The organism is Peribacillus sp. NPDC096540 (assembly GCF_050278525.1).
Classification (GTDB): domain Bacteria; phylum Bacillota; class Bacilli; order Bacillales; family DSM-1321; genus Peribacillus.
In genome coordinates this window covers 104,804-124,635 of sequence record NZ_JBNNTG010000003.1, presented here as the reverse complement: position 1 = coordinate 124,635, position 19,832 = coordinate 104,804, and the positions used below count along the sequence as shown (strand labels likewise).

Sequence of the window (19,832 nt, the reverse complement as noted above, 5' to 3'; positions counted from 1 at the left end):
TTTCCGGTTACTTCACAACAGCCCATTCATTCTTTCCTCAAACCTTTTTTGTTGAACTGCATAATTTATATAGAAGAAAACACCAGCATATAAACTTAGAGGAGGTGAAACCTATGTTCCCAGGTAGAAATCAACCACCCAGACCCGGTTTTCAGCCACCCAGACCCGGTTTTCAACCACCTAATGCCCGGAGAATGCCGCAGCCACCCGGACCATTTAGAGGACCCCAGCAGCAAATTCCAAACTCTTTTCAACAGATGCGGCGGCCTGTTGCACAAAATAGACCTCAAGTACCTCAAGGTTTCCGAGGCCCATTCAATAAGCCACAGAGGCAGGAGCAGCCTCCTGCGAAGAAAGAAGGATTGCTATCAAGAATTCTGGGTAAGTCCAAACAGGGTGCAGCTTCCCCAAACTTATTTGCGCCAGCTGCTGCTTCTAAAAGCAACCAAAACTCTTCAAGAAGTAGTGGAGGTGGGATTTTAGAGACTTTAAAAAACCCTGATTCCCTGAACAATATGCTCAACAACACGCAAAAAGTGCTGCAGGCAGCTGAACAATTCACCCCAATGGTAGAGCAATATGGCCCAGTTATTAAAAACTTGCCGTCCATGTGGAAGGTTTTCCGAAGCATAACATCCAGTGATGATACAGTGAAATCAGAAGGTAAAAGCGAAGTTGAAACAAAAGCAAAGGATGAGTCACCAAAAACCAATGAGGTAAAGGCGGATACAACTAAACAAGAAACTGTTATACCTGAAAAACCAGTCCCTAAAGTTCGTCCTGAAACAACAAGGGTAAAGTCTTCTGGCCCTAAGCTTTATATTTAAAGTTCGAAAAGCTAATTTTAGGCAAATAGGATGTTTTGTAAAATCATCTATGGTCTTATATAATAGAAAGGTATAAATAGTGAGAGTTTCTTGCCTTTGAAGGAGGACACATAGATGAAAGTGATTAAAATTTCCCCGCGCGGCTATTGTTATGGCGTTGTCGACGCCATGGTCATCGCCCGAAATGCGGCTTTAGATAAAACCTTGCCACGCCCTATTTATATTTTAGGTATGATCGTTCATAACAAACATGTAACTGATGCTTTTGAAGAAGAAGGAATCATCACGTTAGATGGCAGTAACCGTAACGAAATCATCGAACAAGTGGATAGCGGAACCGTTATCTTTACTGCTCACGGTGTTTCTCCTGAAATTCGGAAGATTGCTGAGAAAAAAGGGCTAGTTACCCTTGATGCTACTTGCCCTGATGTTACCGCGACACATGACTTAATACGGGAAAAAGAAGCTGAAGGGTATCAAATTATCTATATCGGCAAAAAAGGCCACCCGGAACCAGAGGGCGCAGTTGGAGTTGCCCCCGATATCGTTCACCTGGTTCAAAAGGATGAAGATGTTGATGCCTTAACTTTGAATAGTGAAAAGATAATTGTGACCAATCAAACCACCATGAGCCAATGGGACGTATTGGATATCATGGATAAGGTTAAAGAAAAGTTTCCACACGCTGAAGTCCATAAGGAAATCTGTTTAGCGACACAGGTACGTCAAGAAGCAGTTGCCCAGCAAGCTGGAGAAGCCGATGTTTTAATCGTTGTCGGTGATCCGAAAAGTAACAACTCTAACCGTCTTGCACAAGTGTCCCAAGAAATTGCCAGTACACCCGCTTATCGCATCGCTGACATTTCCGAGCTAAACCTCGAGTGGCTAAAAGATGCAGAAACGGTTGCTGTTACTTCCGGTGCATCTACACCAACACCGATTACAAAAGAAGTTATTGCATTTTTAGAGCAATATGAACCAAATAATGAATTAACCTGGAATACGGAAAAGAAAACACCATTGCATAAAATTTTACCTAAAATCAAAGTAAAAAAATAATTTTCAAAAAAAGGCAGCCGTAGTGGTTGCCTTTTTTCGTTTGTTTAAATAAATTGAAAAGGGTCAGTATCTAACTCGGATGGAATGAACTCTACATCGAAGTTTCTTTCGCGACACATTTCTTTAAGGATCCGCGCAACGCCTTTTTTCATCACTTTTTCAACATTGTGGCCAGGGTCCACAATATTCAAACCAATCATCATCGCGTCATGGGCCGTATGATAATACATATCACCTGTAACATACACATCAGCGCCCTTAAATTTTGCGGTCGTAAAGTATTTATTTCCGTCTCCACCCAGCACTGCTACTTTTTTTATCGGACTATGCAAATCTCCAACGACACGTACCTTATCAACTTCTAGTGTTTGTTTCACATGTTCGGAAAATTGCTCAAGTGACATTTCTTCTGCAAGTACACCAATTTTACCTAATCCAAGTGATTCTCCTTTGTTCTCCAGCTTATAAATATCGTAAGCTACTTCTTCATATGGATGGGCTTTTATCATCGCAGAAAGTACTTTCTTCTCGATATTAGCAGGAAATATCGTTTCAACCCGCACTTCAGCAACCGATTCAAGCTTTCCTTGTGAGCCAATTGCAGGTTCACTGCCTTCGCCTGGTAAAAATCGTCCAGTTCCTTCCCCCGAAAACGAACAATAGCTGTAATTTCCGATTGCTCCTGCTCCCGCCTTACCTAAGGCTTCTCTTATCTTTTGTTCATCAGCCTTAGGTACATACACGACCAGTTTCTTTAGAGCTGTTTCATGAGTAGGAATAAGTACCTCTGTATTCTGTAATTGAAGAGCATCGGCTAGTAAATCATTTACCCCGCCCTTAGCAACATCCAAATTAGTATGTGCAGCATAAACAGCAATATCATGTTTGATCAGCTTTTCTATAATACGTCCGCCAGCAACCGCTGTATCTATTTTCTTCAATGGACGGTAAATAAGGGGATGATGGGCAATGATTAGTTCCACGCCACATTCTATTGCTTCGTCCACAACCTCTTCTAGCACATCTAGGGCAATCATCACTTTTGTAACCGGCTTATTCAATTGTCCTACATGTAATCCGATTGGATCTCCCTCCATCGCATATTGCTTTGGGGAGAACTGTTCAAACATCTCAATGATTTGAAAACCATTTGCTGTCTTCACCCTTTAAGCACCTCCTCAATTACAGAAATTTGAGCTTCTAATTCATTACGCTTCGATTCTAAACCGCTTCGACCGCTTTCATCCAATTGTTCGATGATTCTTTCCAAATGTCTTTTCTCAAGCTGCCATTTCTTTTTGAAAGTGTCACTGAATTGCTTTGTCAAGAACGGCCCAAACATGAGGCCAATTTGCTTATTTACAGGATAAGGTTCAAGCGGGTCCCCCTTTTCAGCAATCAGGATTTCGTAGATTTTTCCATCTTCCTCGAGAATTTCTTCTCCAGTTAATGCCCAGCCGTTATCGATTAGCCAGTTACGAACATTTGCTGCACCAACATTTGGCTGAAGGATAAGCCTTTCTGCCCTACCCAGTTTTTCTTTTCCACTTTCCAAGATACTTGAGATTAATGTCCCGCCCATGCCTGCAATCGTAATGCATGTAGCTTCATCAGGATTCAACACCTCAAGTCCATCTCCTTTACGGACCACAATCTTGTCCTGAAGCCCTGTTATAGCCACTTGCTTGCGAGCTGACTGATATGGTCCCTCTACAACCTCCCCGGCTATAGCCTGGTCACACAGTCCATTACTCACTGCATAGCAAGGCAAGTAAGCATGGTCTGACCCAATATCTGCAAGAATGCTTCCTTTTGGTATATGTATGGCAATACGTTCTAATCTCATCGATAGTTTTTCATGATTCATATTATCAACTCTCTTAACTCAAATAATGTCTTACATAGTTTAGTTTCCCATTCGATTATAACAAGTTCTATGGAAAAATTACAGAACGAGAGAAATATGGCTCTCTCTCAATCACTAGACAAAGGAAGACTTCCTTCGTTGGAGTCTTTATTTTGCGGAATAAAAGAAAAACTGACTCGAAAATCTCGCTTTCCAACGATTTTTTGAGTCAGTTTTCATAAATTATTTCAGCCCATGAATATACTCGGCCATGGCATCAATGTTTTGCTCTTCGACTAAACCTGGTGGCATGGCACCTCGTCCATTAGTAATTACATCTTTAACTTCGTCTACTGATAGACGATCGCCAACTCCTTTTAGAGCTGGACCGACACCACCTTGATAGGCATCACCATGACAAGAGATACAGTTCTGCTTATAGATGTCTTCAGGTGATGCTGAGGCACTTTCTGTTTCTTCTGTCTTTGCGCCGCCCTCTTTTTCCTTAGCAAGATCTTTGGCATCACCCAAACCTTTAAACGAAAGTAAAAACATAAGTCCAATACCAAAAACCATGATAATAATAAAAGGCATTACTGGATTGCGATTCATAGTATTTCCTCCCCTATGTAGAACCTAAAACTACCATATTTAATATTATATACAAACAACTATATATTATTTTACTTGAAAAGAGTTTCAAGTAAAAGCCCAAAAATAGAAGATATTATATAATTTCTTAAAATTGTCAAAAACTTATGTATATTTCCAGACAGTTTCATCTTTTATATATATATATTCCATAATACCCTAAAATTTCTATTAAAACACTTTATTGTCCATTTTAATTATATTAATAAAAAGTAAAGAGTGATAATAACTCCTAGGCACCCCGATATGGAGAAATAGAGCAGCTTTAGTTTTTTTCCTATTAAAATCCAGAGCCCGCAGTGGATAAACAAACTAGTATAAAGAATACTTTCTCTGCCAGGAGCAACTAATTCAATCAATTTTACTGTATGTAAAAGCATTAATAATGCCATTTCTATTAACGTCAATTGAAAAACGAACTTTTTAATAATACAGCGGCTAACTAAAAACCCAAAGATGATGATAGAAATAGTTGTCACAGCAATTTGCATTCTTATGGGTATTTCAGTAAAATAATTCAAAAATACAATAAATACAAAAAAGGCTCCCATTATCAGCCCGGAAAGAATGTCTTTTTTATCGGTTCCGGTTTTATTCGAATAAGCAGGTGGTAATTCGCCTTGACAGTATAATGCAAGTAAGTAATTACAATATTGCTCCGGAATCATTCTACTTTCTTTCCAGGAGTTAATTTCTTGAATGATAATTCTCTTTCTCGTCTCATCCATGAATACACATCCTCATGTCGGTTTGTTCTTTATATCGGCTAATAAAGCCATTCATTTAAGATTGATTTTAACATTGTGATCGGTACAACGGAGAACGCTCGTATATGCTGTGATACACCATCAGTGGCTACCTATGTTCCTATTAACAGATGATTTAATATTATTAGATGCACTGAATCTCGTCTCCACTATATAGATAAATACATAAATATTGTTCTTATATGTATATTTTTACATTTAATTGCATAAAAAAAAGCCACTCCTGAACGCTGGGCATTCAAAGAGTGACTCAAAGGGCATATTTATTTTTATTCTAAAAAGTCTTTCAAGCGTTTGCTGCGACTTGGGTGTCTCAGCTTACGTAATGCTTTCGCTTCAATTTGACGGATACGCTCGCGGGTAACTCCAAACACTTTACCTACCTCTTCAAGCGTCCGTGTACGGCCGTCATCAAGTCCAAAGCGAAGTCTCAAGACATTTTCTTCACGGTCTGTCAGGGTGTCTAAAACGTCTTCAAGCTGTTCTTTCAATAGTTCATATGCAGCATGTTCAGACGGAGAAGTCGCGTCCTGATCTTCAATGAAGTCACCTAAGTGGGAATCATCTTCTTCACCGATTGGTGTTTCCAAGGAAACAGGCTCCTGAGCTATTTTCAAGATTTCACGAACTTTTTCCGGAGTTAAATCCATATCCTCTGCAATTTCTTCTGGTGATGGTTCACGTCCTAGATCCTGAAGAAGCTGCCTTTGAACACGGATTAATTTATTGATGGTCTCAACCATATGGACCGGGATTCGAATCGTTCTTGCTTGGTCAGCAATTGCACGAGTAATGGCCTGGCGAATCCACCATGTTGCATACGTACTAAATTTGTATCCCTTGCGGTAATCAAATTTTTCTACCGCTTTGATAAGTCCCATATTACCTTCTTGAATAAGGTCAAGGAAGAGCATGCCGCGTCCAACATAGCGCTTAGCAATACTGACAACTAGACGCAGGTTGGCTTCAGCTAAACGACGCTTGGCTTCTTCATCCCCTTCTTCAATTCGCTTCGCTAAAGAGATTTCCTCTTCGGCTGATAAAAGGTCAACGCGACCAATTTCCTTTAAATACATACGGACTGGGTCATTAATCTTTACGCCAGGAGGAACACTTAAATCATTTAAGTCAAACTCTTCTTCTTTTGCAAGTTTCTTCTCATCGGGATCATCTTCATCTTCGTCTTCCTCACCATCAGTGAGTATTTCGACTCCGTTTTCAGTTAACACCTCATAGAACTCATCCATTTGATCGGAATCTAACTCAAAACCGCCAATTTTTTCTGCGATTTTTTCTAAAGTTAAAGAGCCCCGTTTTTTACCTAGCTCTATTAATTTTTCTTTCACCTGCTCAAGGCTAAATTCATTATCAACTTGTTTGGAACGTGCTGGTTTTTCAGCCATTAGTTCCCCTCCTTCCAGACTTACACCTAAACAACTTACTACAACAATTTACGCAATTTAATGATTTCCATGGCAATTTGTGCAGCAGTTACATAATCACTGCGTCTCACTGCATCTTTTTCTTCAACTTGTTTTTCTTTTATCTTTAACAACTTTTCATATTTCAACACTTGATTTATACAATCGGTCAGTTCTTTTTCGGTAACTTCCTCATTCACTGACATCATTTCTATTTCCGAAACGATCCTTCTCAAGTTTGGATCCGGTAAATAAGTAAGGAAAAAGCTTGTATCCGGCTCGTGTCCATCTTCATAGAACGCATATAAATAGGTGATGATTGCCTGATGTTCATCTACATGAAAGACTGTTTGCCCAAGCAACTGCTGAATTTTGAAAGTCATATCCCTGCTTTTCAGCATATGGGCAATTAACTTAGTTTCAGCATTATGGTGAGCTGGCTTTAACTTATGCTCATATTGCAGGGTCATTTTCTTTTGTATTGCAGGCGGCGGCAGTGTCCCCTTCTTTCGTTCTGCAAAAAACACCTGTCGCTGCTGCTGTTCCAACGCATCCAATGATAGAGAAAATTCAGAGGATAACTGCCGGAGATAATGATCCCGCTCCACAGCATTGGGCAATCGCGAAATTTCTCTAAGAACTTCTTCGATATATTGAATTCGATCTCCTTCATTATTTACGTTTTTTCCTCGTCGTAAATAATGCATTTTGAATGCCATGTAGGTTAAACTGGCCCCTATTACTTCAGAAACAAAGCTTTTTTCACCGAATTCCTTTATGTAGTCATCGGGGTCCAAGTTATCAGGCATCAGCGCGACCTTAACTGTAAAATCGTTGTCCTGCAACATATTAACTGCACGGTTTGCCGCATTCAATCCCGCAGAGTCCGAATCATAGCAGATTAGTATCTGATCAGTATTTCTCTTTAACAGCTGGATATGCTGATCGGTTAGGGCGGTCCCCATAGTAGCGACCGAATTCTCTACACCAGCACGGACAGCTGAAATACAATCGGCAAAGCCTTCAAAAATAACTGCTTGTTCTTTCTTTCTTATGTGAGGTCTTGCATGATGAAAATTATATAAAGTTTTACTTTTATTGAAGATTGGTGTTTCGGGACTATTCAAATATTTGGGCTCATCGTCCCCCATTGCTCTTCCCGAAAACGCAATCGTATTTCCTTGGTGATCCATAATTGGAAACATGACTCTATTTCTGAAACGGTCAAAATATGACTCGTCTTTTTCCCTGAAAATAATTAGCCCTGCTTGCTCCATAAATTCCGCTGGAAACCCACGTTTTAAAAGAAACTTGGAGACAAAATCCCATGAATCCAATGAGTAACCAATTTGGAACTTTTCTATTGTTTCTTCTGTAAATCCACGTTCAAGAAGATATTCAAGAGCTTCTTGACCCTCCTTCGTATTTACGAGAAGGTGGTGGTAAAACTTTCGCAACAATTCATGCGCTTCATACATTTGCTGCGAGCCAGCAGGCATGTTAGAACGCTGGGAGTCCTTATTTATTTCAACATCTAAAGGAACATTTCCTTTTTCAGCTAAAACTTTCGCAGATTCCACAAAATTGTAGCCTTCTATATCCATTAAGAAAGTGAAAATATTCCCGCCTGCCCCACAACCGAAACAGTGAAAGATTTGCTTTTCCGCTGAAACGGAAAACGACGGCGAGTTTTCACCATGAAAAGGACAAAGGCCAAAATAATTTCGCCCTTGCTTCTTCAGCTGGACATATTCTCCAATTAAATCAACAATGTCAACAGCTTCACGAATTTGGTTTATTTTCTCGTCTTCTATACGGCCATTTGTCATTTTTCCACCTTGCAATTTTGGTGATAGTTTCTAATTCGATACAGATTTCTAATTCCCTGCAAAATTCGACAAAGTTTTCAAAAATTTATTTGTAAAACATGTTCGATCTTCCTTTGTGAATGCTTTCGGCCCTTTCGTATGTTTACCTTGCCTGCGGAGTTTCGCTGACTGATAACGCATATCTAGGAGCATAGAAATATTCTCGTCTGTGTATTCTTTTCCCCTCGGTGAAAGAACATAAACGCTTTTTGGAAGCAGGGTTCCAGCCAATCCAATATCTGAAGTTACAACGATATCACCCTTTTTTACTGAATTTACTATATAAAGATCGGCCGCTTCTTTGTCCGCATCGACATATACCCATTTACCTTCAGGGTTGTTCATCATATTTTTATATGACGCAACAAAACAGACTTCGACATCGTGCAATCGTGCACAATGAAGAATCTCGTCTTTTACCGGACATGCATCGGCATCGACGTGTATAGTTGGTTTATTATTCATACCTTTTAATTCTACATCTTTCTGCATAATCCTTTTTCTCCCCTAAACTTTATCGAGATATAGTGTAACTTTCAGCACAGGTCAGAGAATATTCTCTAAAAGACCAACCTTTTACTTCAAGTAATCCCTTCTTAGTAAAGTTACAATGCTGCTTTTACCTTGGTTCAGAGTCAGCCAATTTAAAATTATACGGAACATGTCGAATTATTTTATGATAAAAACCTTGACTTCTCATTAACCTTTAGTTTATTCCTTATTAATTAAGTCTAAACCTTAAGATTACTTTTTTCTCACAATTTTTTATTATAGTCTATTTGATTAGAAGATGCCAACATTTAAATTCGGATTCTTATTTTATACAAATCGATGGGTTTTCAGTTGTAAAAATAAGGTAATTTATGTAATCATTCACTATTTTGTTTACGATCCCCTAAAATTCTCTCAGCATTAAAATGTGAGCTGACACTTAAAGTGTCTAGCTCACATTTTGGTTTACCTTAATTTAAGAATTAAATATATCCACCTATCAACGATTTTTGTTTTGAAGGATATTGATAATCAAATTGGCTGTTTCTTCAACAGCTTTATTCGTAACATCAATGATTGGACAATTCAACCTCGAAATGATTGTATCAAAGTAAGTCAACTCTTCTTTAATCCGTTCCACATTCGCGTAAATAGCATGATCATTAAGTCCCAGGGACTTTAATCGCTCTTTACGAATATGGTTCAGCTTTTCCGGACTGATCTTTAAACCAATACATTTTTCAGGTGGGACCAGGAATAATTCTTCTGGTGGTTCCACTTCAGGCACTAAAGGTACATTAGCCACTTTATAGCGTTTATGGGCCAAATATTGTGATAGAGGTGTTTTTGAAGTACGTGATACACCTACAAGGACAATATCCGCTCGTAAAATACCACGGGGATCCCGCCCATCATCATATTTTACAGCAAATTCAATGGCTTCGACTCGCTTGAAATAATCATCATCAAGCTTTCTAACGAGACCAGGCTCATTAAGCGGTCCTTTTGGCGCTCTTTTCTGAAGGATGTCCATGAGCGGCCCTAAAATGTCATAAGCAGACAGATTTTCTTTTTCGACCTGTGCTTTCATGTAAGCTCTAATAGTTGGTTTCACAAGGGTATAGGCGATGATTGCTCCATCTAATTTAGCCAGTGAAATTACTTCATCCACGTTTTGTTCATCTTCAATATACGGAATTCGTTTTATGGAAAAAGCAGATCCCGAGAACTGGCTTGCGGCTGCTTTTGTAACCAATTCCGCTGTTTCCCCCACTGAATCCGATACAACATATATAATAGAACCGTTCATATTCTCCGTCATTCCTTTTGCAAGCCCCCTAATAGCCTTCATCAGCTAAAGCTACGAATGCTTTTGTTATATTGGTTTTCGTAATTCTTCCAATTACTTCATAGCCTTTTTCTGTTTCTTTGACAACCGGTAATGAGTCGATTTGTTTATCAATCAATTTTTTTGCAACATCAATCATTAAGTCTTCTTTTGAACACATTGTAATATTGGGCATCCTAGTCATAATAATATTGACTGGAATGGAGTTAAGCTCTTGTTTACCTATACTAGCACGCAACAAGTCTTTCCTTGATAAGACACCAACTAGCAAAGCATGCTTATCGACAACAAACATGGTACCGACATCTTCTAAAAACATCATGACGATTGCATCATATACGGAAATGCCTTCATCAACAACGACAGGAATTGATTGATAGTCTCGTACATAAAGATGGTTCAAACTATCTGTCAAAAGCTGCGTCCCTGACCTGCCTGTATAAAAATACCCGACACGCGGCCTCGCATCAAGAAAGCCTGCCATCGTTAAGATAGCAAGATCAGGACGAAGTGTCGCTCTTGTAAGGTTCAGTCTATCGGCAATATGTTCTCCTGTAATTGGTCCATTTTCTTTTACAATTTGTAAAATATGCTCTTGACGCTTATTCAATTGGATTATAATCACCACCCCACTGCTTTCGCAGAGTAAAGTAACAAAAGTTATTCATTTAATAATTATATACCATATTATTTAATAAAAGCATGTTTGTCCTATTTATTGACCATTTAATATTTTAAGAAATCGGAAACCTTTATAAAGTGTCTCCGATTTCTATGAATCCTTTCAATTATGAAAGGATAATTTTATTCATAGCCGCAAAACCTGAAACTAAATCGCTAATTTCCTTCATTAGTGATAAGCGGTTATTACGGATTGCTTCATCATCTGCCATGACCATTGTATTCTCGAAATATGACTCTATTTCCGTTTGAAGCGAGATAAGCTGTTCAAAACGCTCTTTCTCATTTTTAGATTCAGCATATCGCAATGCTACTGTTTGATATTTTTCATAAAGCTCTTTTTCCTGCTCATTTTCAAAAGCATTCGGGTCAACTGTCACTTTATGGTCACACTTCACAGCAATATTCATAACGCGACTTAACGCTTCTAGGCTTTCTTTAAAGCCTGCTTCATCTTTTTTCGCATCCAATACATGAGCACGCTCTACTAAAGAGTGAATAAACCCAATCTCGTCGATCAGAACCGCATCAATTAAATCATAACGAATCTGCTGTTCTTGAAGTAAATGTTTAACCCGTGCTTTAAAGAAGGTAAACATGTCTGCTTTTACTTCTTCCAAATCACGTTTTAGAAGGCCTTTTGATTCTAGTCCTTTAAGTCCTAGAGTGATAAGCTCTTCTAAAGAGATATTCCATTTTTTCTCCGCTAAAATTTGAACAACACCACTTGCCTGTCTTCTCAATGCGTATGGATCCTGTGAGCCGGTTGGAATGACGCCAATAGCAAAGAATGATGCGAGTGTATCAATTTTTTCGGCTATACTTACAACTGCTCCAATAACAGAAGGCGGTACATTGTCATCCGCATGTCTTGGCATGTAGTGTTCATTGATTGCAGCTGCTACTTCTTTTGCTTCTCCTTTTAGAAGCGCATACTTCTCACCCATATACCCTTGTAATTCAGGGAATTCATAAACCATATGGCTTACTAAATCAAATTTAGCAATTTCGGCTGCACGTAGCGCCAGTTCCTTTTCTGCCTTTAAATTCAAGGCATCCGCCAGAACGCCTGTCACCGCTATTACTCGGGCAGTTTTCTCAGCCAAGGTGCCTATTTCTTCATGATAAACGATGCTGTCGAGCTTTTTCAAAGCATCTGCTATCTCTTTTTTCTGATCTTCTTTAAAGAAGAATGCCGCATCCGATAAACGGGCACGTAACACTTTTTCATTTCCTTTAGATACCTTTTCTAGATGACGGTCATCGCCATTACGAACGGTTACAAAGAAAGCAAGTAACTTGCCGTCTTGATCTTTAACTGGAAAATAACGTTGGTGCTCCTTCATTGAAGTGATCAAAACTTCAGCTGGAAGTTCAAGGAATTCTTCTTCAAATTGGCCAAATAACACCGTTGGGTACTCAACCAAATTATTGACTTCTTCAAGCAGCTCTTCATCAACTGGGATAATCCAGCCTTTTTCCTGCTCTAGTCTTTTAATCTGGTCTAAAATAACATTACGCCGTTCATCTGGATTAGCCATGACAAACTGTTCTTTTAACGTTGCTTCGTATTGTTCAGGAGCCTCTATTATTGCGACTTCTCCTAGGAAACGATGTCCCTTTGTTTCACGACCTGTTTCAACATCAGCTATGGAAAATGGCACTACTTCGTTGCCGAATAATGCAATTAGCCACTTAATCGGACGGACGAAACGAAGATCTTGGTTGGCCCAACGCATATTTTTCGGGAACGTCATGCCTGTAATAATTTCCTGTAGCTCAGATAAAAGCTGGGCTGTCGGTTGTCCTTTAATGAACTTATTTACATGGGCATATTCAACACCCTTAAGTTCTTTAAAATAAATATCCTCAGCGGTCATTCCTTGGCCTCTAACAAATCCCAATGCAGCTTTTGACCAGTTACCTTCACTGTCCAAAGCAATTTTTTTTGCTGGTCCTTTTGCTTCTTCTTCGATATCTTTTTGTGATTCTGATACGTCTTTTACCAATATGGCCAAACGTCTTGGTGTGGAAAAAGCTTCAACCGCTCCGAATTCAATTGCTTTTTCCGTTAGCCATTTCTGTACTTTATCTGACAACTGTTTCATGGACGCTGTCACAAAACGAGCCGGCATCTCTTCCAATCCAATTTCCAATAACAAATCACGCTTGCTCATTTGTATTTTCCCCTTTCACTTTCAGAATCGGGAAGCCTAATTTCTCCCGCTCTTCATAGAAGGTTTTGGCAACCTTACGTGCTAAGTTACGGCAGCGGGCTATATATCCCGTTCTTTCCGTTACTGAAATCGCACCTTTTGCATCCAAAAGATTAAATGTATGTGAACATTTTAAAACATAATCATAGGCAGGATGTACAAGCCCTTCTTCCATTTGGCGATGTGCTTCCTTTTCATACATCGTGAAAAGTTGAAATAACATATCAAGGTCGGATGTTTCAAACGTATATTTTGAATGCTCGTATTCCGGCTGTCCAAAAATATCCCGTACTGTAAATCCTTCTGTCCATTCTAGATCAAACACATTTTCTTTTTCCTGAATGTAAGAAGCCAAACGCTCGATTCCATATGTAATTTCCACGGAAACCGGCTTACACTCAAGGCCGCCTACCTGTTGGAAATACGTAAATTGTGTAATTTCCATTCCATCAAGCCAAACTTCCCAGCCGAGACCAGCACAACCTAATGATGGGTTTTCCCAGTTATCTTCTACAAAGCGAATATCATGCTCAAGTGGATTAATACCTAAAGCGCGTAATGAATCCAAATACAGCTCTTGGATATTGTCTGGTGATGGCTTCATGATCACTTGGAATTGATGATGCTGATAGAGACGGTTAGGATTCTCTCCATAACGACCGTCTGCTGGACGGCGGGATGGCTCTACATATGCAACACTCCACGGTTCAGGTCCAATAGCTCTAAGGAACGTATAAGGGCTCATCGTCCCTGCCCCTTTCTCGACATCATAAGCATTCATTAATATGCAGCCTTGTTCAGACCAATGCTTTTGTAAAGTTAAAATCATATTTTGAATATTCATCGTACACCTCCAGATTATTTAAAACGCATCTTAATGAATTAAGGACGGGAGCAAATTTACCAGTAAAATTGAATCCTTTATTGGCCAGACATGCATTTCACCAATTAATTCAAGTGTCTTACCGGCCCATTCATTTTTATTCTTTCGCATTTTTGCAAACAAAAAACTCCCGTCTCTATGCGAAATGCATAGGGACGAGAGTATACCCGCGGTTCCACCCTAATTGCCGTTAATAAACCGGCCTCTTTTCAAAGCTACATGCTCCGGAACGCCTTCCCTGTAAATCCATATCCCGGCTTTCACCATCCCGGGTTCGCTTTTTATGGAGAATGACAGATACTCTTTTCCATCAACGCAATCTTCTTATTTTAATGATTAGAATTTTATACAATCAAGCCTGGAATGTCAATAGGTCAAATCTTAAAACATATCTTTCATCGTATCAATCTGTTTTAAAAACTTTTTTGATTTTAAATGGAGACCTGAATACTCTTCATAATAAGCATCAATGATTTTCTGCAGTTCTTTTTTCGTTTCAGGCTTAACCGAAATGTTTCCGAGCCTTGATAAATCCAAATAATAAAATATTCGCAGCAATTTAACGGCTGCGGGTGAAATTTTATAGTGATATTGGTCTTTTCCCAGACAGCGGTGACAAATAAAACCACCTTCCCGTAGCGAGAAGGAGAATTCCCCTTCTGTTTCACCACAAACAGCACATTGATTTAGTACAGGGTTAATCCCATTGACGGGCAGCATCTTCATTTCGAAAATAAATTTCAAAACCTCCGCGTCATATTCTTCGTTTATGTAATGCAAGGTTTGCGAAAGCAATTCAAACAGATAAGGATTTGGTTTCTTATCATCTACGCTTTTATCAACCAATTCAACAATGTATGAAGCATATGCAGTGGCAAAAAGATCCTCCCTTATAAAACGAAGCGAGTCGACCATTTCTCCTTGCTGAAGGCTTCCGAGTCCGCTTGATGTAGAAACAAGGAAATACCCGGAGCAAAAAAGTTGGGTGACGGCAGCAAGCCTGCTATTAGGTTTACTGGCTCCTCTAGCCATAACTCCAATTTTCCCTAGCTCACGGGTATAAATAGTAATAATTTTGTTGTTTTCTCCATATGCAGTCCGTCTTATGACAATGCCTTCACATTTTTGGAGCATACCAAGACACCACCCATGCTTGCCAAGACTAACTTATGAAACAGGAAAATCAATATCTGCTAGCTCTTCACTCAATACTAAGGGTCTTTCCTGTCTTTCGACTTCTATCTCCTTAAACAGCAAATAGGTGTCCACATTACCTGTTTCACTAAATAACTCCCAGGTAAAATCCAACATATAAAGCCCACCTTTCAATTTTAACTAGCAATATAAATATCCGACCATATGATTAGCTTGACCGTTTTCCACACTTTCATGAAGCGTAAATTTTGTTAATTAATACTCGCTCTCATTAAAACCATAATCGCGAAGTTGGCTCGCTTTGTTACGCCAATCCTTCTGTACCTTCACCCATAGTTCCAGGAATACTTTCGAGCCTAATAAATTCTCGATGTCAACCCTCGCACGGCTACCGACTTCTTTCAACATTTTCCCTTGCTTACCAATGACAATACCTTTTTGTGAATCACGTTCTACCACAATCGTTGCCATAACATTAATCGTATCACTGTTATCCATTTTTTTTATTGAATCGATAACAACAGCCACTGAATGGGGAATTTCCTCCCGCGTCAGGTGAAGTACTTTTTCACGGACCAATTCGGAAATAATAAAACGTTCAGGATGATCGGTTACCTGGTCAGCTGGATAAAACTGTGGACCTTCAGGAAGATGCTCCTTGATTTGTTCAAGCAGTGTATCGACATTATTACCTTCAAGCGCTGAGATTGGAACGACGGCCGCGAACGGATAAAGCTTTTGATATTTTTCAATAATTGGAAGTAAATCATCAGGATGCATAGCATCAATCTTGTTAACTACAAGGAAAACAGGTGTTTTTACGGTTTGTAATTTTTCAATGATAAACTCATCACCACGTCCGTATCCTTCTGTCGCATTTATCATGAACAGAATCAAATCCACCTCTTTCAATGTATTTGTTGCTACCTTCATCATAAAGTCGCCAAGCTTATGCTTCGGCTTATGAATACCTGGTGTATCAATGAATATCATTTGTGAATCGTTTTGCGTAAGTACACCTTGAACCTTATTTCTCGTTGTTTGCGGTTTATCGCTCATTATGGCAATTTTTTGACCGATAACCCGGTTCAAAAATGTACTCTTGCCAACATTAGGTCGGCCTATAATCGAAATAAAACCTGATTTGTAACCTTTTACTTGTGTTTCGTCGAATAGTTTATTCATTTAAATCCTCCGGTGAAAAAGCTCCTGGAAGCAATTCCTGTACTGTTAGTTCTTTAATATCCCCATTTAAGTTGGTTAAAACAACCGTCATATCTTGTTCACATAGTTCTGATATAACCTGCCTGCACGCTCCGCATGGGGAAACAGGACGATCAGTATCTGCCACGACTGCTAGTTTTGTGAACTTCTTATCATTATGGGCATAGGCGCTGAATAAAGCAGTTCTTTCGGCGCAATTGCACATACTGTATGCAGCATTTTCTATATTGCACCCATGATAAACTTTACCATCGGCGGTTAATAAAGCAGCCCCTACTTTAAATTTCGAATAAGGTACATAAGCCTTTTCCCTTGCTTTTTTAGCTTCCTCAATCAATTCATTCGTATTCAATTCACATCTTCCTTTCAAATTGGATACCATTTCAACCACCTATAAACCAAACTTCGGCAAAAAGATAATCAATCCAACTATTATAGAAAATATAGCATATATGAATACAGCTCCCGCTGCAATATCTTTTGCCTGCTTAGCAAGAGGATGGATTTGGTCTGTTACCAAGTCTACAACCCTTTCAATAGCTGAATTTACAAGCTCTAACGTAATCGTACCAGCAATGGCCGCCAAAATGAACAGCCATTCCATCCCATCCAATGAAAAATACCAACCAAAGAATACGATGATTACTGTTAACACAAAATGAATCTTTATATTACGCTCTGTTCGAACTGCTTCCAAAATTCCCTGACAGGCAAAAGAGAAGCTTTTTATTAAAGGATACTTTTTTTTACCCTTCTCTTGAAAGTCCATATTCTTCCAAGATCTCCTTTTGTTTAGTAAACATCACTTTTTCATCTTCTTCATTCATGTGATCAAAGCCTAGTAAATGAAGAAAACCATGAAGAGCTAAAAACCCAAGTTCACGGTCAAAAGAATGTCCGTATTCTTCTGCTTGCTCTTTTGTACGCTCAATGGAAATGATAATATCACCAAGCATACGAGGCATTTCCGCACCGATAATTTCCATTTCATCTTCACCCATCTCTTCCAGTGCAAAGGAAATGACATCGGTTGGTGCATCTTTATGGCGATATTTTTTATTGATTTCCTGAATTCTATTATTATCTACAAAAGTGACAGACAGCTCCGTATCTTCTTCGATATTTTCATTTTTAGCCGCAAATTGCAGAATACTTTCAACAAGTTGCTGGGCTTTTTCCGTAACTTCGTTCGTTTCATCCATTAAATCGATTGCTAACATCATTCTTTCACCTTCTGTCCTAATTTATCCGGCTCCGGATATTCAATCCTGGAGTGGAAGATACCATTAAGCGATTCACATAAGGAATGCTTCACGATACTTAATTCTCTCATAGTAATGTCACATTCATCAAATTGACCGTCTTGAATTCGGTCCTGAATAATAAAACTTACCAGCTCTTCAATCTTCTCTGGTGTAGGGTGCTGCATCGATCTCACTGCTGCCTCTACACTATCAGCAATCCCTATGACAGCGACTTCCTTCATTTTCGCCCTCGGTCCTGGGTAACGGTAACAGGCTTCAACGGTCGTATCATCCTGTTTCTTTGCCTTATGATAGAAAAATTTCAATAAAGTTGTCCCGTGATGCTGCTCCGCAATATCCACAATCTCTTTGGGGAATTTATGACTGCGCAACATCTCTCCACCATCAACGGCATGGGCAATGATGATATCCCTACTTGTTTCCGGCTGCAGTCGATCATGCGGGTTTTCTGCATTCATCTGATTCTCGATGAAAAAGTGCGGACGTTTCGTCTTGCCTATATCATGATAATAACTGCCGACCCTTGCAAGCAATCCATTTGATCCAATAGCTTCACAAGCTGATTCCGCTAAATTGGCCACCATTACACTGTGATGGTAGGTTCCTGGCGCTTCAATTAAAATTTTTCGCAGTAAAGGGTGGTTTGGATTTGAAAGTTCGATTAGCTTCATCGATGATAAGATCCCGAAACCTGCCTCAAAAAACGGTAACAGTCCCATTGTCAAAACAGCTGAACCGACCCCTGATCCTATGGCAGCAGCAGCAAAGTACAAATACTCCATTTTAGTATAATGCCCGTCCATTATAAAGATAAGCGAAAATACAAATGCCATATTGATTACAGACATCAGAAGTCCTGCAATCAAAACCTTTGATTTGAAATTGGGGCGCGATAATATAATGATTGCCGCCAAACCCCCGAAAATAATATAAAGTCCCATTGTGAAATCTAGATTTCCAGGTGTATCTCCATTAAATATAATCGTACCATACGAACCTAATAAAATTATCATTGCTACAGCTAACTTATCATTTAATAAAATCTTTATTAGCATCGCCGCCATGGCACCTGGGAAAATGTATTCCAAATTCGAATTTTTAAGATCTGCTAAAACGCTGACAGTTTTCATAGTTGCCATTGAAAGGATAAAGACAAGACTGAAGATCAATAACTGATTATACTTGTTATCCCGTTTGGAAATTGAAAAGTAAAAAAAGTAATAAAAAGCGCCAAAAGTTAAAAGGATAAATAGCAGTAGGCCAACATAAGGATAAATGGTAGACTCTGTACTTAAAAAACCTGCCAGTTCAAGTTGCCTATACACATCCCGGTCTACTAACTGATTTTCTTCAACGATAATCTGCCCCTGAAGAATTCTAATAGGCTCTACGCTTTCGATCGCTTTCCTGCGTTGCTCCTCGGTTTTATCCTTATCAAAAAACACATTTTGGATGATCGCCGTGCGTGCAAGGGAATTAGAGGCTTTTTTCATATCGCTATTAATGCTCATATACCCTAATTCTTCTACAACCTTTTTCTTGGCATTTTCGACATCACTGGCCGCAATTCGTGAGCTCATCACATTATTAACAGCCGTAATCGTTGAATCTTTTGCTATTTTCAACTCATCTTCATCCGCCTGTACTAAAGCAAGGAAAACAGATTCCTCAATATTTCTATTGACTTCATCTGTCAATTTTTCTTTTAAAATGGAAACCTTCTGGGCATCGGTTTTTATTATTTCCTTTTTATTTTCCTTCCCTTCCTCTTTTTTGTTATCTCCTTCAGGATCTGATTCTTTATTCACCTCAATTGCCGAATCAAAAATGGATGAAATCAGATCGACTTTATTTTTGGCGTATTCTTTTTTTAATGTATAGACATCCGCCACTTGTTTTGAAATCTCTTCTTTTTCTTGTTCGGTCTTATATGTATCTTCTACAGTCTTGGTTGAACGAATGGTTTGTTCTGCCGGCTTAAATAGCTCTACATGGACTTTTTCCGGTTTGACATTGGAAAACATTAATCCATAAGCAAACAAACCAAGTATCATAAACAACAGTACTTGAAAAAAACGATGGACCAATAGCCCCTTTATTTTAGTGAAAAATTTCTGGATACGATTCAA

The 19,832-nt window shown here is 39.0% G+C and carries 20 protein-coding genes and 1 other annotated feature; of the genes, 2 read left to right on the top strand and 18 right to left on the bottom strand.

The window, feature by feature from the left end; genetic code table 11:
- Positions 1-113 precede the first annotated feature (113 nt).
- Both vrrA and ACQKMR_RS04460 read left to right on the top strand, forming a co-directional pair.
- A complete protein-coding gene (gene vrrA / locus ACQKMR_RS04465; protein ID WP_427696199.1) occupies positions 114-827 on the top strand; it encodes a VrrA/YqfQ family protein in 714 nt (237 codons plus the stop codon).
- A gap of 114 nt (positions 828-941) precedes the next feature.
- A complete protein-coding gene (locus ACQKMR_RS04460) occupies positions 942-1,886 on the top strand; it encodes a 4-hydroxy-3-methylbut-2-enyl diphosphate reductase (protein WP_427696198.1) in 945 nt (314 codons plus the stop codon).
- Between the two features lie 44 nt (positions 1,887-1,930).
- Here ACQKMR_RS04460 and ACQKMR_RS04455 read toward each other — a convergent pair whose 3' ends face one another.
- From ACQKMR_RS04455 to ACQKMR_RS04370, 18 genes are all read right to left on the bottom strand, one after another.
- Positions 1,931-3,049: a Nif3-like dinuclear metal center hexameric protein gene (locus ACQKMR_RS04455; protein WP_427696197.1), complete on the bottom strand. Its 1,119-nt coding sequence runs from the start codon at positions 3,047-3,049 to the stop codon at positions 1,931-1,933.
- Positions 3,046-3,753: a tRNA (adenine(22)-N(1))-methyltransferase gene (locus tag ACQKMR_RS04450; RefSeq protein ID WP_427696196.1), complete on the bottom strand. Its 708-nt coding sequence runs from the start codon at positions 3,751-3,753 to the stop codon at positions 3,046-3,048. The genes ACQKMR_RS04455 and ACQKMR_RS04450 overlap by 4 nt, the downstream gene beginning before the upstream one ends.
- Before the next feature lie 222 nt (positions 3,754-3,975).
- Entirely contained in the window at positions 3,976-4,344 is a 369-nt protein-coding gene (gene cccA, locus ACQKMR_RS04445) for a cytochrome c550 (protein WP_427696195.1), read from the bottom strand.
- A gap of 236 nt (positions 4,345-4,580) precedes the next feature.
- Positions 4,581-5,111, bottom strand: coding sequence for a hypothetical protein (locus ACQKMR_RS04440; protein ID WP_427696194.1), 531 nt, complete (start codon positions 5,109-5,111; stop codon positions 4,581-4,583).
- Positions 5,112-5,419: 308 nt separating this feature from the next.
- The gene (gene rpoD, locus ACQKMR_RS04435; protein ID WP_427696193.1) at positions 5,420-6,553 is read right to left on the bottom strand and encodes an RNA polymerase sigma factor RpoD; all 1,134 of its coding nucleotides are present in this window, start codon (positions 6,551-6,553) and stop codon (positions 5,420-5,422) included.
- Positions 6,554-6,591: 38 nt separating this feature from the next.
- Positions 6,592-8,400 (bottom strand): DNA primase, encoded by a 1,809-nt coding sequence (dnaG, locus tag ACQKMR_RS04430; RefSeq protein WP_427696192.1) that lies wholly within the window; start codon positions 8,398-8,400, stop codon positions 6,592-6,594.
- Between the two features lie 48 nt (positions 8,401-8,448).
- The gene (locus ACQKMR_RS04425; RefSeq protein ID WP_427696349.1) at positions 8,449-8,904 is read right to left on the bottom strand and encodes a YaiI/YqxD family protein; all 456 of its coding nucleotides are present in this window, start codon (positions 8,902-8,904) and stop codon (positions 8,449-8,451) included.
- A gap of 526 nt (positions 8,905-9,430) precedes the next feature.
- The gene (locus tag ACQKMR_RS04420) at positions 9,431-10,252 is read right to left on the bottom strand and encodes a pyruvate, water dikinase regulatory protein (protein WP_427696191.1); all 822 of its coding nucleotides are present in this window, start codon (positions 10,250-10,252) and stop codon (positions 9,431-9,433) included.
- 16 nt (positions 10,253-10,268) lie between these two features.
- Positions 10,269-10,907, bottom strand: coding sequence for a helix-turn-helix transcriptional regulator (locus tag ACQKMR_RS04415; RefSeq protein WP_427696190.1), 639 nt, complete (start codon positions 10,905-10,907; stop codon positions 10,269-10,271).
- Between the two features lie 160 nt (positions 10,908-11,067).
- Positions 11,068-13,137 carry a glycine--tRNA ligase subunit beta gene (gene glyS / locus ACQKMR_RS04410; RefSeq protein WP_427696189.1) on the bottom strand — a complete coding sequence of 690 codons (2,070 nt, stop codon included), beginning with the start codon at positions 13,135-13,137 and terminating at the stop codon, positions 11,068-11,070.
- Positions 13,124-14,020: a glycine--tRNA ligase subunit alpha gene (gene glyQ, locus ACQKMR_RS04405; RefSeq protein WP_053346993.1), complete on the bottom strand. Its 897-nt coding sequence runs from the start codon at positions 14,018-14,020 to the stop codon at positions 13,124-13,126. Before glyQ ends, glyS begins: the two co-directional genes overlap by 14 nt.
- A gap of 187 nt (positions 14,021-14,207) precedes the next feature.
- Positions 14,208-14,382 (bottom strand) — a binding site (T-box leader).
- A gap of 58 nt (positions 14,383-14,440) precedes the next feature.
- Entirely contained in the window at positions 14,441-15,193 is a 753-nt protein-coding gene (gene recO / locus ACQKMR_RS04400) for a DNA repair protein RecO (protein WP_427696188.1), read from the bottom strand.
- Between the two features lie 33 nt (positions 15,194-15,226).
- Positions 15,227-15,370: a YqzL family protein gene (locus tag ACQKMR_RS04395; protein ID WP_082527684.1), complete on the bottom strand. Its 144-nt coding sequence runs from the start codon at positions 15,368-15,370 to the stop codon at positions 15,227-15,229.
- Positions 15,371-15,469: 99 nt separating this feature from the next.
- Entirely contained in the window at positions 15,470-16,399 is a 930-nt protein-coding gene (gene era / locus ACQKMR_RS04390; protein ID WP_053346995.1) for a GTPase Era, read from the bottom strand.
- Positions 16,392-16,820, bottom strand: a complete 429-nt coding sequence (locus ACQKMR_RS04385) for a cytidine deaminase (protein ID WP_427696187.1) — start codon at positions 16,818-16,820, stop codon at positions 16,392-16,394. Before ACQKMR_RS04385 ends, era begins: the two co-directional genes overlap by 8 nt.
- 9 nt (positions 16,821-16,829) lie before the next feature.
- Positions 16,830-17,207 carry a diacylglycerol kinase family protein gene (locus ACQKMR_RS04380; protein WP_427696186.1) on the bottom strand — a complete coding sequence of 126 codons (378 nt, stop codon included), beginning with the start codon at positions 17,205-17,207 and terminating at the stop codon, positions 16,830-16,832.
- Positions 17,185-17,661: an rRNA maturation RNase YbeY gene (gene ybeY / locus ACQKMR_RS04375; RefSeq protein ID WP_427696185.1), complete on the bottom strand. Its 477-nt coding sequence runs from the start codon at positions 17,659-17,661 to the stop codon at positions 17,185-17,187. Before ybeY ends, ACQKMR_RS04380 begins: the two co-directional genes overlap by 23 nt.
- A complete protein-coding gene (locus ACQKMR_RS04370; RefSeq protein ID WP_427696184.1) occupies positions 17,658-19,832 on the bottom strand; it encodes an HD family phosphohydrolase in 2,175 nt (724 codons plus the stop codon). Before ACQKMR_RS04370 ends, ybeY begins: the two co-directional genes overlap by 4 nt.

Bases quoted from the DNA above. Each gene is read 5' to 3' on its own strand.
- ACQKMR_RS04385 (WP_427696187.1), bottom strand. From the start codon at position 16,820: ATGGTATCCAATTTGAAAGGAAGATGTGAATTGAATACGAATGAATTG.
- vrrA (WP_427696199.1), top strand. From the start codon at position 114: ATGTTCCCAGGTAGAAATCAACCACCCAGACCCGGTTTTCAGCCACCC.
- cccA (WP_427696195.1), bottom strand. From the start codon at position 4,344: ATGAATCGCAATCCAGTAATGCCTTTTATTATTATCATGGTTTTTGGT.
- ACQKMR_RS04420 (WP_427696191.1), bottom strand. From the start codon at position 10,252: ATGACGGAGAATATGAACGGTTCTATTATATATGTTGTATCGGATTCA.
- era (WP_053346995.1), bottom strand. From the start codon at position 16,399: ATGAATAAACTATTCGACGAAACACAAGTAAAAGGTTACAAATCAGGT.
- ACQKMR_RS04425 (WP_427696349.1), bottom strand. From the start codon at position 8,904: ATGAATAATAAACCAACTATACACGTCGATGCCGATGCATGTCCGGTA.
- glyQ (WP_053346993.1), bottom strand. From the start codon at position 14,020: ATGAATATTCAAAATATGATTTTAACTTTACAAAAGCATTGGTCTGAA.
- ACQKMR_RS04380 (WP_427696186.1), bottom strand. From the start codon at position 17,207: ATGGACTTTCAAGAGAAGGGTAAAAAAAAGTATCCTTTAATAAAAAGC.
- dnaG (WP_427696192.1), bottom strand. From the start codon at position 8,400: ATGACAAATGGCCGTATAGAAGACGAGAAAATAAACCAAATTCGTGAA.
- rpoD (WP_427696193.1), bottom strand. From the start codon at position 6,553: ATGGCTGAAAAACCAGCACGTTCCAAACAAGTTGATAATGAATTTAGC.
- ybeY (WP_427696185.1), bottom strand. From the start codon at position 17,661: ATGATGTTAGCAATCGATTTAATGGATGAAACGAACGAAGTTACGGAA.
- ACQKMR_RS04460 (WP_427696198.1), top strand. From the start codon at position 942: ATGAAAGTGATTAAAATTTCCCCGCGCGGCTATTGTTATGGCGTTGTC.
- ACQKMR_RS04395 (WP_082527684.1), bottom strand. From the start codon at position 15,370: ATGTTGGATTTTACCTGGGAGTTATTTAGTGAAACAGGTAATGTGGAC.
- ACQKMR_RS04450 (WP_427696196.1), bottom strand. From the start codon at position 3,753: ATGAATCATGAAAAACTATCGATGAGATTAGAACGTATTGCCATACAT.
- glyS (WP_427696189.1), bottom strand. From the start codon at position 13,137: ATGAGCAAGCGTGATTTGTTATTGGAAATTGGATTGGAAGAGATGCCG.
- recO (WP_427696188.1), bottom strand. From the start codon at position 15,193: ATGCTCCAAAAATGTGAAGGCATTGTCATAAGACGGACTGCATATGGA.
- ACQKMR_RS04440 (WP_427696194.1), bottom strand. From the start codon at position 5,111: ATGGATGAGACGAGAAAGAGAATTATCATTCAAGAAATTAACTCCTGG.